A 12,373-nucleotide genomic window follows, 5' to 3' on the forward strand; every position below is an offset into this window, starting at 1 on the left:
TGATGGCGGCAACAAAAGACTCTTCCCTACCCGGCGACACCTCCCGCAATCCCCGCAAGGCAAGCACCCTGGTCATACTCGGGGTGATTGCCGTTGCGCTGTTCGCGGGCCTGTGCGCCCTGGGCACCTGGCAGGTGCATCGGCTGGCCTGGAAACAAGGCCTGATCGCGCAGGTCGACCAGCGCGCCCACGCGGCGCCCACGCCCGCCCCGGCGCGGGCCGACTGGGCGGCGCTGACGTCGGACAACGCGGAATACCGCCGCGTGTCGGCGGCCGGCGTGTACCAATACGACAAGCAGACGCTGGTGCAGGCGGCCACCGAGCTGGGCAGCGGCTACTGGGTCATGACGCCCCTGCAACTGGCGAATGGCGGCGGCACGGTGCTGGTGAACCGCGGCTTCGTGTTGCCCGAGTGGCGCAAGAGCCAGGCCGCCGGCCAGGCGCAAGCCCAGGCCGAGGCCGCGGCGGCCCCGGTGCAGGTCACCGGCCTGTTGCGCATGGGCGAACCGGGCAGCGGCTTTCTGCGCAACAACGATCCGGCGTCCAACCTCTGGTATTCGCGCGATCTGCCGGCCATTGCGGCGGCGCGCGGGCTGACGGCGTCGGACGTGGCGCCCTACTTCATCGACGCGGACGCCGCCCCCGGCGCCGCCCGCGATCCGGCCAAGGCCCCCGTGGCCGGCCTGACGGTGCTGACCTTCCCGAACAATCACCTGGTGTATGCCATCACCTGGTACGCCCTGGCCGCCATGGTCATCGTGGGCGTGGCCATCGTGGTGCGGGAAGAACGACGCCTGCGCGGGCGCCGCGGCTAGGACGGCGGCGACGGTCTCTCGGGCCGTGGCCGCGCGCTCAGACCGGTCTGGAAATTGCCGTAAATAGCCAGATCTTCGTCCGAATTGCCGGAAAATAGACCAGACTGGTCTACACTAAGGGTTGGGAACACCGCTGGGCGCCTTGCCTAACGTGCTGTTCCCTTTGTTTTTTCCACCCTTACTCTAGGAGTTTTCCGGATGAAAAAGACGCTGCTCGCAGCCGCAATGTTGACCACCTTTGCAGGCGTCGCTCAGGCAGAAACGTCAGTCACTCTCTATGGTGTCATCGACACCGGCCTCGGCTACAACAAGATCAAGGGCGATGGCTATGACGGCAGCAAACTCGGCATGATCAACGGCATCCAGGCCGGCTCCCGCTGGGGCCTGCGCGGATCCGAAGATCTGGGCGACGGCCTGCGCGCCGTGTTCACGCTGGAAAGCGGTTTCGATTCGGGCAACGGCTCGCGCGCCCAGAACGGCCGCCTGTTCGGCCGCCAGGCCACCATCGGCCTGGCCAGCGACGCCTGGGGTACCGTGGAATTCGGCCGCCAGGCGACCGTGGGCTCGAACTACCTGGCCGACATCGACCCCTTCTACACCAGCTACACGCAATCCAACCTGGGCCTGGGTTTCAGCGCAGCCAACACCATGCGCTGGGACAACATGGTCATGTACCGCAGCCCCTCGATGAGCGGCTTCGAGTTCGCCGCGGGCTACTCGTTCAACGCGGACGACACCAACGCCAACGAAACGGGCTTTCGCACCGCCGACAACTCGCGCGGCATCACCGTCGGCGCGCGCTATGTGCAAGGGCCCCTGAACCTTACGCTGACCTACGACCAGCTCAACGGCTCGAACCGCGCCGCCATCGACCACGATGCCACCCCGCGCCAGTACGCCGCCGGCATCTCGTACGACCTGGAAGTCGTGAAGCTGGCCGCCGCCTACGGCCGCACCACCGATGGCTGGTTCGTCGGCCAGGACCTGCCCGGCGGCACGCCGTTCAGCGATGAGTTCGGCACCAACCGCTACGTCGACGGCTTCAAGGCCAACGCCTACATGCTGGGCGCGACCATCCCCGTGGGTGGCGCCAGCAGCGTGTTCACGTCGTGGCAGCACGTGTCGCCGTCCAACGACCGCCTGACCGGCGGCGATGCCAACATGAACGTCTGGAGCGTGGGCTACACCTACGACCTGTCCAAGCGCACCAACCTGTACGCCTACGGTTCGTACGGCAAGGACTACGCGTTCATCGACGGCCTGAAGAGCACCGCGGCCGGCGTCGGCATCCGCCACGTGTTCTAAGGCGCTGCGGCGCGCCTGTGCAGCCTTCGTCCCGGAGGCTCGCCATAGGCGCGCCGAAACATGGCAATGAAGGCGCTGTCACTGGCATAGCCCACCGAATGCGCCACTTCGGTGACCGAGGCCCCCTCGGCCAGCCGGGCCCGCGCGATCAGCAGCCGGCACTGGGTGCGCCAGCGGGTGAACGGCAACCCCGTCTCGGCCAGGAAGGCGCGCGCCAAGGTGCGGCCGCTGGCGCCCACCTGCTTGCCCCAGTCTTCGATGGACCGCGGGCAAGCCGGGTCGGCCAGCAGCGCCTGCGCAATCGGCGCCAGCCGCCGGTCGCGCGGCATCGGCAGATGCAGCGGCGCCGTGGGCGCCGCTGCCAGTTCATCCAGCAGGGTGGCCACCAGGCGCTGCCGGACTGCGTCCAGCGGCTGGTCCGACGGCCACTGCGTGATGCGCACGATCATCTCGCGCAGCAAGGGATTGACGTCCAGGATGCCCGGTTGCTGCGGCAGGTCCGGAAAAGAATCCACGTCGAAATACAGGCTGCGATAGGCGAATGCGCCCTGCATGACCGTGCGGTGCACGCAACCTGCCGGCAGCCAGGCCGCCTGCAAGGGCGCCAGTTGCCCCACGCGGTCCGCCAGATGCAAGGTCACCCCGCCCCGCACCTGATACAGCAATTGCGCGCGCCGATGGGCATGCCAGTCCGAGGCATGCGCGCGGGTGTCGATGGCCTGGCCCACGACAGGACAGGCCACGCTGTCGGGATCTTCGACGAACGCGGGAGAATAGACGGGCATGTCCGATTGGCGATGTTTTATGGCGAGATGTCGTGATTTTGCGCAAAGCCGGCCGGATACGCTAGGGTCCTTTTGCCGCACCGCCTCGCCATGTCTCATTCTCCCTCGTCCGCGCCCGCATTGCCGCCGCGCTGGCTCATCATCGCGCTGCTTGCCTTGCCCCAGATCGCGGAAACCATCCTGGCCCCGGCCCTGCCGGACCTGGCGCGCCAGTGGCGCCTGGACGCGGCCGCCACCCAGCCTGTCATGGGCGTTTTCTTCGTGGGCTTTGCCTGCGGCGTGCTGCTGTGGGGCCAACTGGCCGACGCCTGGGGCCGCCGCCCGGCGTTGCTGACCGCGCTGGCCATCAGCCTGGCGGGCACGCTGGGCGCCGCGGTCGCCCCGCACTACGAGTGGCTGCTGGCCGGACGCTTCGTGCAGGCACTCGGCCTGGCGGCGTGCTCGGTCGTGACGCAGACGCTGTTGCGGGACTGCCTGGCCGGTGAACCCCTGACGCGCTACTTCGTGACGCTGGGCGCGGTGCTGGCGTGGTCCCCCGCCGTGGGCCCGCTGACGGGGCAACTGGTGGCGCAGCGCCAGGGCTATGCGGGCGTGCTGACCGCGATCGCGCTCGCCATTGCCGCGCTGTTGCTTTGCGCCCTGCGCCATTGGCGCGAAACACGGCCGGCCGCCACGACCGCGGTGCCGCTGGCGGCGCTGGCGCGCCAGATGCTGGCCGATGCCGACCTGCGCGTGGCCGTGCTGCGCGTGGCGGGCCTGAACCTGCTGGTGTTTTCGTTCTATGCCGCCGGGCCGTTCATGACCGGCGAACTGCCTGGCCTGGGATTCGGCTGGGTCGGGTTGGGCGTCGCCCTGGCCGGCACGCTGGGCGCGATGTTGAACCGTCTGCTGCCCGCCGCCTCGTCCGCGGACACGCGGGTAGGCCATGGCCTGCGTTGCGTCGCCGCGGGCGCGGTTGCGCAAGCCGCCGCCGTGCTGTGGCGCCCCGAACCAGGCTGGCTGTGGGCGGCCACGGCGCTGCCGATCTTCGTGGGCTATGGCCTGGCGATTCCCAATCTGCTGGGGCCGGCGCTGCGCCGCTATGGGCATTGCCTGGGGCGGGCCGGCGCGCTGTTCGGGCTGGCCTATTACAGTCTGCTGGGTCTGGGGCTGGCGGCCAGTGCGTGGCTGCCGTTCGACACGCCCCGGCCACTGTCCGCGGCCTGGGTGGCCGTGGCCCTGCTGTTGATCGGGCTGCGCGGCAGCGCGCCGACCATTTTGTCGCGGACATGACAGATGCAATGATCACGCAACACGATTCCGTCATCATTGGATACTTCCCTGATCAATCCCCCTTTGACGCCCATGCCCCGCACGCCTGCCTCCGTTGCTCCCCTGCCCTTTGCCGCCCGTTGGCGCCCCACCTTGCGTGTGCTGGCGCTGGCCACGCTGCCGTTGTGGCTGGCGGCCTGCAATGGCAGCAGCGACGATGACGACGCCCCCGCCCCCCCGCCCCCGGTCGCTCAAACCCCGACCCCGACGCCGCCGCCCGTCGACACCCGCAACCCGGCCTACCTGGCCGCCAAGACGGGCGACGTGCTCAAAGTGCGTATCGAAGAACTGCGCCCCACCCAGGCGGCCATCGGCTACGACCAGATCTACTACAAGCTCGGCCGCTGGCAGGGCGACTTCGCCCGCCCGACCTGGGCCGGCAACCCGGCCAACCAGCTGGACTACGTGAACCGCACGGTCGGCAAGAAATTCAGCGACTACTGCGAAGACATGGGCGGCACCACGGCCATCGCATTCACCTCGGTCGCCCAGGCCCAGGCCGCCCGCCTGGACAAGCCCGACACCTTCGCCTGCACCGCAGCGCCCGGCAGCGATCCCGCCAACCTGAAGACGGTGGTGATCGGCTGGGACGGCAATCTGTACCTGACGGACGGGCACCACACGTTCTCGTCGTTGCGCGAGATCTTCGACGGCGGTCCCAAGCTGCCGGTGTGGGTCAAGGTCAGCGCCAACTACAGCAACCTGGGCACGGCGTCCGCGTTCTGGCAACGCATGGTCGACGAGCGTCGCGCCTGGTTGCGTGACGGGCAGAACCAGCCCATTACCGTGGACCAGCTGCCATCCCGCGTGGGCATCGCCAATGCGCAGGAAGCCGGCGGCATGCAGGAAGACCGCTACCGCTCGCTGGTGTATTTCACCCGCGACATCGCCTACAGCAACGGCAACCTGCCCGAGTTCGCCGAATTCCTGTGGGGCGACTGGTTGCGCCGCCAGGTGGCCGGCGGCCAACTGGCCGGCCTGGACACGTACGCCATGGTGGCGCCGGCCACGCCCGCGCAGATCCTGACCGTCAGCACGCTGAGCGCCGCGTTGGCGCCCACCGGCGCCAACGACGGCTACGCCGCCGCGGTCCGCAACGCCGCCCTGAAGATGTCGGCGCTGGCCGACACCGACATCGTGTACCAGGACACCACCGCGGCCAGCCTGGGCCGCATCGTGCTGGTGCCGGGCGCCGCCAGCGGCACGCCCACCAAGGCGGCGCGCGACGCGCTTGAAGAGCTGCCGCGCAATGACGTCAAGACCAACGGCGACCCGCGCACGGCTGGCAAGCTCTGGTATTCGGTGAACTACCGCGCTTGCGGCAAGCCCGCCGCCGGCACCTGCTGGGGCTGGTAGGCGCGCGCCGCGGTCTCGCGCCCTGTGCCGGACAACGCCGCGCTGCTCAAGCGCGGCGTTGTCACGTTCAGACTTCGCCTTGCATCGCCGGACGGCTCTTGACCTTGCCCAGCCACGCCTGCACCCTGGGATGCGCCGCCACGGGCGCCCCCACCATGGCGGAGTAGCCGACCACGGACCCGACCACCAGGTCCGCCAGCGAGTACTCGCCGCCCAGCATCCAGGGCTGGCGCGTCAGGTGCGCATCCAGCAACCCCAGCAGCGAATCCAGGTCGGCGGTGGCGCGTGCGGCCTGGCCGGCATCCCGGATGTGTTCATCGCCATAGGCCGTCAGGAACAGGCGCGACAGCACCGCGCCATACGTCACGTAGGCCCAGGCGCACCACGACAGCGCGGCCAGCCGCTCGGGCGTGCCGGCGGCGGGCCACAGGCCTTGCTTGACGCCCCAGTTTTCGCCCAGCCACAGGTGGATCGCCAAGGCCTCGAACATCGGCGCGCCGTCCACCGTCAGCGTCGGCACCTTGCCATTGGGATTGAGGGCCAGGAATTCCGGGCGGCGCTGTTCGCCCGCGCGGATATCCACCTTCACGCGTTCGTGCGGGACCTGCAATTCGGCCAGGGCGCAGGCGATGGGCGACGCGCTGGACTGGGGATACCAATAGAAAACGATGGACATGGAAAAGCCTCCGGATGTCGGGGTAGGTGCCGCGGCCCCATGGCCGCTGACGACGGACGAACTGTAGAATCCATTGCGGACAGTTTCCGCCCTCGATACGGACTATCGTCGACGCACCATGCTCAGCTCCAGCAACCGCCTGCTACGCCTGCTTTCCCTGTTGCAGACCCGCCGTCATTGGGCCGGCGCCGACCTGGCGCAGACCCTGGCGGTGCATCCGCGCACGCTGCGGCGCGACATCGACCGGCTGCGCGAACTGGGTTATCCGATCCAGGCCAGCAGCGGCGTGGCGGGCGGCTATGCGTTTCGCGCGGGCAACACGCTGCCCCCCCTGCTGCTGGACGATGATGAAGCCATGACGGTGGCGATCACGCTGCGCACGGCCGCCACCGGCTCGGTCGGCGGCGTGGAAGAAGCCGCGCTGCGCGCCCTGGTCAAGCTGGAACAGGTCATGCCGACGCGGCTGCGGCACAAGCTGGACGCGCTGCGCTCGGCCATCGTGCCGCTGCCGCGCGGCGGCCCGCTGGTGGACGCGGGCCAGCTGGCCACGCTGGCGGCCGCCTGCCGCGACCAGCTGCGCGTGAACTTCGATTACGCCGACAGCCGCGGCCAGGCCAGCACCCGCCAGGTCGAGCCGCAGGGGCTGGCGCACACGGGCTACCGCTGGTATCTGGTGGCGTGGGATCCGGCGCGCGACGATTGGCGCACCTTCCGGCTGGACCGCATCACCGGCCCGGTCGCGCCGGGCGCGCACTTCGCGCCGCGTCCGCCGCCCGAAGGGGGCGACCTGCGGGCCTATGTGGCGCGTTCCGTCGGCCAGGCGCCCAATGCCGAAGAGGCCCGCATCGTGCTGCACGCGCCGCGCGCGGTGATGGCGGCGCGCATACCCGCATCGGCCGGCCAGGTCGAGGCGCTGGACGACGACAGCCGCTGCCTGCTGCGCTGCACCGGCCAGTCACTGGAAGCGCTGACGTACTGGCTGCTGGCGCTGGAAGTGGAATTCGACGTGCTGGCGCCGGCCTCGCTGGCCGAGCGCTTTCGGGCGGCGGGCGAGCGGGTCGGCCGCATGCTGCAACGGCACGCGGCCGGCGGCCGCGGCTAGGCGGGCAGAGGCGGCGGCGACAGGCGGGCGGCCATCCTGCAACATCGAGGGCCGCGGCCCTGCCGACAACAGAGGATCGCGGTGCCGCCCGCTTGCGAACGTCAGCTGACCTGCTTGGCCTGGTCGGCCTTGGCCAGCTGCTGCATCATCAGCGACACCTTCTCGGCGACCTTCAGCTTGTCGGCGGCCGACATGGCGTCGTAGTCCTTCTTGGAAATGCCCAACGCGGCCAGCGCGGCGTAGAACATCTTGTCCTGCAGCGACATGGACGCGTACTCCGTGAACTCCTGCTCGGCCGCGGACGGCGCGGCCTGGGCCGCGGACGGCGCGGCCTGGGCCGCGCCCTTCACGCCGCCGGCCAGGGCCGAAGCGCCGCGTTCCTGCGCATTGACGAACGCGGCACGGAAAGCGCCAGACGACGCGCTCTGGCCAGAGGAGGTCTTGCGGGTGTCGTCCGCCTTGCCGGCGGTCAAGGGATTCACGGCGATCATGGGGTAGCCTGGTCGTGGAGAGTCTCGATCATCCGAACGTTACTCCCGCGGCGGCCGGGGCGATTGGCCGGACTGCCGCCCGATACGGCGCCTTATCCGCCGATTGCCCCCGATGCGCATTCGCCGCCGTTCGAGTATCTTGTGACTCCCTTGCACCCAACCGGAGCTCGACCCCATGAGTCTCGATCCCACGCCTGACACGCCCGTTTCCCCCGTCGCCGCCAATCCTCAGGCCGACGTGTTCCTGCAATTCCTGGTGAACCTGGTGAACAACGGCGGCCAGCTCAAGAGCATCGGCGTCACGCTGCAGATGGGCGGCATGCTGGTGTCCGGCTCGATCGTGTCGGGCGCCGAATACTTCGACCGCTTCGCCGAAAGCTTCGCCGATTCGCTGACGGACATGGAATCGTCGGCCCGGCAAACCGTGCGCAGTTCGCTGGCCGAGCTGGGCGACGTGTTCCGCCTGCCGCAGCCGGCCGAACCGCTGCCCAACTACATCCACCTGGCCGATGCCCTGTTCTTCACCGCCGACGGCACGCCCATCGCCGGGCAGCCCACGCTGTGGCGCGGCCGCAGCAACGCGGTCGACGGCTTCATCCTGGGCCGCCTGCAGGCCGAGCAGATCGGTTGAGCGGGCCGCGCAATCCTGGTGCAGAATAGTCCGTCCGCCCTTCCTGCCCACTTGACCGCGCCCCGCATGCAAAGACTACGCATCGTCCTCGCCGATGACCATCCGCTGGTGCTGATGGGCATGAGCGACCTGCTCGCCAAGGACCTGAGTTTCGATGTCGTGGCCACGCTGTCGAGCCCGACGGCGTTGGTCGAGCACCTGGCGCAAGATCTGCCGCAGGTCGTCATCACCGATTATTCGATGCCCGGCGACGAGACCTACGGCGATGGCATCCGCCTGGTCAAGTACCTCATCCGCCACTACCCGGCCACCCGCATCGTGGTGCTGACCATGGTGTCCAACCCCATGATCATCTCGGCGCTGTACGACGCCGGGGTCGCGGCGGTGGTGCTCAAGCGCGATGACCTGGCCGAAATCGTCACCGCGCTGCACACCCTGCAAGCCGGCCGCCGCTACTATCCGCCGGATTTCCAGCGCGACGGCAGCGCGGCCGCGCGCACCCGCTTCCTGGGCGAACGCATCAACAGCCTTACGCCCAAGGAATTCGAAGTGCTGCGGCTCTTCGTGCGCGGCGAATCCATGATGCAGGTCGCCGACAGCCTGAAGCGCAGCGTCAAGACCGTCAGCGGCCAGAAGATATCGGCCATGCGCAAGCTGAACGTGCAGACCGACCAGGAACTGGTGACGTTCTGCGCCGAAAGCGGCATGTTCCAATAGCGCCTTTACCGCAACACCACAGAGACGATGGCATGACGCAGCCCCCGATAACGGGCCTGGCGCTGGACCGCAAGGCCATGCAGGCGCTGATCGAACAGGCACAGAACCGCCCCCTGGTCTTCGAAGACTGCGATTTCCAGGACGCCGATTTTTCCCGGCTGGACCTGCGCGGCGCGCGCTTTACCGCCTGCGCCATCGCCGACACCTCGTTCCAGGGCGCCACGCTGGCCGACACCGAGTGGCTGCGCTGCCGCGGCGGCCACGCCGTGTTTGCCTCGGCCGACGCCAGCGACGCGGTGTTTTCCGGCTGCGACCTGAACAATTCCAGCTGGCGCCGCGCGCGCCTGGCCACGGCCCGCTTTCGTGGCTGCAAGCTGACGGGGTCCGACTTCGACGGCATCGCCTGCCTGGGCTGGACGCTCGAAGAATGCCTGCTGGTCGGCGCGCTGGTGCGCGGCATCTCGTTTCGCAAGACCGCCCTGCACCAGCTGGATTTTTCCGATGCCGACCTGACCGGCTGCGACTTTCGCGACACGGTGTTCCACGGCGGCAGCCTGCGCAATGCCACGCTGAAGAATGCGCGCTTCGAAGGCGCGGACCTGCGCGAGGCCGACCTGGGCGGCATCGACCTGTCCGCCGCCGCACGGCTGGCCGGCGCCGCCATTTCCAAGACCCAGGCGGCGACCCTGCTGGCCGAGCTGCGCATCACCGTGATCTGATACACCGCGCGGGCCGCGCCGGACGGGCGCGGCCCGCGCCGCGTCAGGCCACCACGCCCATGGCCGGATCGCTGACCGTGTGCGCGCCGGTTTCCACGCGGCCGGCGAAACGGCGATAGAACGCCGGGTCGCTGGAACACGTGACGGCGAAGTCGTACCACAGCCCGCTGGCCGCCAGCGCCCAGTTCATCGACGCCTTGCCGCCGCCAGGCACCGCCTGCGGCCAGGGACCGTCCTGCCGATATGCCAGCGGCGTGATGGTGAAGGTGCAGGCCTTGCCGCCGGTGTTGAGCAGCTCGGTGTAGACCTCGCCATTGGCGATGTCGTAGCAGACACGGATCTCGGGCAGCACGCCACTGTCGGCGATGCGGTTGGTGTCGCCCTTGAAATGGCGGTGATAGCCGTTGGGGCCCAGCACCCACAGGTCGTACATGCCCAGGTTGTCGGCCAGCACGTTCCAGGTGTCGTCCAGGGTCTTGCCCGGCTCGACCGCATAACGGCGCGGCAGGCGGTCCAGGTGGTAGCGGTCGTACACGTGGAATACCGCGGCCTGCGTGCCGGTATTGGCGAACACCAGTTGCACCGTGCCGGCCGCGTCGCAGCGCGCGCTGGTGTGCAGTTCATACGGCAAGGCGCGCGACGGGCGCGTGCCGCTGGCCTGCAGCGGCAGCTGCATGTCGGTGGGCAGCGGCATCTGCGGCAGGGCTTCCTGCGCGGTACGCAGCTGGTCCGCCGCGCTGCGGGTGGCGCGACCGGCCAGGGTCGGCAGCGATTCGGTGTTGGGCGTCTTGAAATTGAAGGCGCTGGTCAGGTCGCCGCAGACGGCGCGGCGGAACGGGCTGATGTTGGGCTCGGCCACGCCGAAGCGCGCTTCCAGGAAGCGCAGCACCGAGGTGTGGTCGAACACCTGCGAATTGACCCAGCCGCCGCGGCTCCAGGGCGAGATCACGTACATCGGCACGCGCGGGCCGGGGCCGTAGACGCGGCCGTCCGGGGCGGGCTGGCTGGTGCTGCCGGTGGGCGCGCCGTGGGTGAAATACTCGAACGCCATGTCGGCGGCCGACAGCGTCGCCTTGCCCGCGAAGGCGCCGCCGCCAGCCGGCGCCGGCGCGGACGGTGACGGCACGTGGTCGAAGTAGCCGTCGTTCTCGTCGAAGTTGATCAGCAGCACCGTCTTGCTCCAGACCTCGGGCACGGCGGTCAGCGCGTCCAGCACCTCTTGCAGGAACCAGGCACCCTGCACGGGGCTGGACGGATCGGGATGCTCGCAATAGATCGACGGCGCGTTCATCCAGCAGACCTGCGGCAGCTTGCCTTCGCGGATGTCGCGCTTGAAGGCATCCAGGTACTGCTCGGGCGCCGTGCCCGGCAGCGTGTTGGCGATGCCCTTGTAGAGCGGGTTGGCGGCGTTGTCGGTGGCCGGATCGTAGGCCTTGTACGGCAGCGCCTGGCCGGTGTTGGCGTACGGCGAACCCGGCGAGCCGCCGCTGGACACCGGAAAGCCCGAGGCGATGTTGGCCTGGCGGAACTGGCGGAACGCGCCCAGCATGTTGTCGCCCCATTCGTCGGGCATGTTCTGGTACGAGATCCAGCTGACGCCGGCCGCCTCCAGGCGCTCGGCGTAGGTCTTCCAGGTGTAGCCGGTGTTGACGCCGGCTGGCAGGCCGTCGATCCAGTCCCATTCGTTGTTGACGAAGGCGGTGTTGGTGGCCGTGGCGCCATTGGTACCGGTCAGGTGGAACGAACGGTTGGCGTCGGTGCCGGTGTGCATGGCGCAGTGATAGGCATCGCACAGCGTGAAGGCATTGGCCAGCGCGAACTGGAACGGAATCTCGCGCTCTTTGAAGTAGCCCATCGAGATGTCGGTCTTGTACGTGGGCCACTTGGCCATGCGGCCGTGGTCCCAGGCATTCTGGCTGTCGTTCCAGCTGTGCGGCGTGCCGTTGGCGCGTTGCGCGTTATGGGTGCTGCCATCCAGGTGGAAAGGCGTCAGCACGACGCCGTTGCTGCGCTGCTGCTGCCAGACCTTGCGGCCGTTGGCCAACGGAATGGTGATGCGGTCGCCAAAGCCGCGCACGCCCTTGAGCGTGCCGAAGTAATGGTCGAACGAGCGATTCTCCTGCATCAGGATGATCACATGCTCGACGTCCTTGATGGTGCCGGTGGCATTGTTGGCGGGAATGGCGAGCGCGCGGCGGATGCTGGGCGGAAAGGCGGCCAGGGCGGCGGCGGCAAAGCCCGCGCCCGTGGCGGTCTGCAGGAAATTGCGGCGGGTAGTCATCAGGTGTACTCGGGATCGTTGAGGACGGCGCAACCGCCGCTTACGGTGCGCAGCGCAACTGGGGCGCAGGCTTGGGCTGTTCGGTCACCGGCGGGGCGGACGGCGCGGGATCATCATCGGAGGAATCGTCACCGCCACAGGCGGTGAGCGTGGCGGCCGCGAGCAGGATCGCGGCAAGGCTTCT

The 12,373-nt window shown here is 68.9% G+C and carries 12 protein-coding genes; 8 read left to right on the plus strand and 4 right to left on the minus strand.

The annotated features are described in order from the left end of the window. Positions 1 to 2 precede the first annotated feature (2 nt). Entirely contained in the window at positions 3 to 815 is an 813-nt protein-coding gene (locus tag ACUDP5_RS24330) for an SURF1 family protein (protein ID WP_263910085.1), read from the plus strand. Between the two features lie 198 nt (positions 816 to 1,013). Then, entirely contained in the window at positions 1,014 to 2,120 is a 1,107-nt protein-coding gene (locus tag ACUDP5_RS24335; protein WP_263910084.1) for a porin, read from the plus strand. On the opposite strand, the gene ACUDP5_RS24340 is transcribed toward ACUDP5_RS24335, so the two are convergent. Continuing rightward, positions 2,117 to 2,905 (minus strand): AraC family transcriptional regulator, encoded by a 789-nt coding sequence (locus tag ACUDP5_RS24340; RefSeq protein WP_263910083.1) that lies wholly within the window; start codon positions 2,903 to 2,905, stop codon positions 2,117 to 2,119. The two genes, ACUDP5_RS24335 and ACUDP5_RS24340, sit on opposite strands and share 4 nt — an antisense overlap. Before the next feature lie 90 nt (positions 2,906 to 2,995). Here ACUDP5_RS24340 and ACUDP5_RS24345 point away from each other — a divergent pair, with 90 nt between their 5' ends. Together ACUDP5_RS24345 and ACUDP5_RS24350 are read left to right on the plus strand one after the other, a co-directional pair. Beyond that, a complete protein-coding gene (locus tag ACUDP5_RS24345; protein ID WP_445657398.1) occupies positions 2,996 to 4,177 on the plus strand; it encodes a multidrug effflux MFS transporter in 1,182 nt (393 codons plus the stop codon). Between the two features lie 72 nt (positions 4,178 to 4,249). Next, positions 4,250 to 5,572 (plus strand): ParB/Srx family N-terminal domain-containing protein, encoded by a 1,323-nt coding sequence (locus ACUDP5_RS24350; RefSeq protein WP_445657399.1) that lies wholly within the window; start codon positions 4,250 to 4,252, stop codon positions 5,570 to 5,572. A gap of 67 nt (positions 5,573 to 5,639) precedes the next feature. Here the strand turns inward: ACUDP5_RS24350 and ACUDP5_RS24355 are convergent, their stop codons facing one another. After that, complete coding sequence (locus ACUDP5_RS24355; RefSeq protein WP_263910080.1) at positions 5,640 to 6,248, minus strand: glutathione S-transferase family protein; 609 nt, start codon at positions 6,246 to 6,248, stop codon at positions 5,640 to 5,642. A gap of 118 nt (positions 6,249 to 6,366) precedes the next feature. Here ACUDP5_RS24355 and ACUDP5_RS24360 point away from each other — a divergent pair, with 118 nt between their 5' ends. After that, on the plus strand, positions 6,367 to 7,350 hold the full coding sequence (locus ACUDP5_RS24360) for a helix-turn-helix transcriptional regulator (RefSeq protein ID WP_445657400.1): 984 nt from the start codon (positions 6,367 to 6,369) through the stop codon (positions 7,348 to 7,350). Positions 7,351 to 7,451: 101 nt separating this feature from the next. Here the strand turns inward: ACUDP5_RS24360 and ACUDP5_RS24365 are convergent, their stop codons facing one another. Next, positions 7,452 to 7,841, minus strand: coding sequence for a hypothetical protein (locus ACUDP5_RS24365; RefSeq protein ID WP_445657401.1), 390 nt, complete (start codon positions 7,839 to 7,841; stop codon positions 7,452 to 7,454). 175 nt (positions 7,842 to 8,016) lie between these two features. On the opposite strand from ACUDP5_RS24365, the gene gvpU reads away from it, so the two are divergent. From gvpU to ACUDP5_RS24380, 3 genes are all read left to right on the plus strand, one after another. Then, entirely contained in the window at positions 8,017 to 8,472 is a 456-nt protein-coding gene (gene gvpU, locus ACUDP5_RS24370) for a gas vesicle accessory protein GvpU (protein WP_263910077.1), read from the plus strand. A 66-nt stretch (positions 8,473 to 8,538) separates the two neighbouring features. After that, positions 8,539 to 9,189 (plus strand): response regulator, encoded by a 651-nt coding sequence (locus ACUDP5_RS24375; RefSeq protein ID WP_263910076.1) that lies wholly within the window; start codon positions 8,539 to 8,541, stop codon positions 9,187 to 9,189. A gap of 32 nt (positions 9,190 to 9,221) precedes the next feature. Further along, the gene (locus tag ACUDP5_RS24380) at positions 9,222 to 9,908 is read left to right on the plus strand and encodes a pentapeptide repeat-containing protein (protein ID WP_445657402.1); all 687 of its coding nucleotides are present in this window, start codon (positions 9,222 to 9,224) and stop codon (positions 9,906 to 9,908) included. A gap of 43 nt (positions 9,909 to 9,951) precedes the next feature. On the opposite strand, the gene ACUDP5_RS24385 is transcribed toward ACUDP5_RS24380, so the two are convergent. Continuing rightward, positions 9,952 to 12,189 (minus strand): phosphocholine-specific phospholipase C, encoded by a 2,238-nt coding sequence (locus ACUDP5_RS24385; RefSeq protein WP_445657403.1) that lies wholly within the window; start codon positions 12,187 to 12,189, stop codon positions 9,952 to 9,954. Positions 12,190 to 12,373 lie beyond the last annotated feature (184 nt).

It is taken from the genome of Achromobacter sp. NCFB-sbj8-Ac1-l (assembly GCF_052695805.1).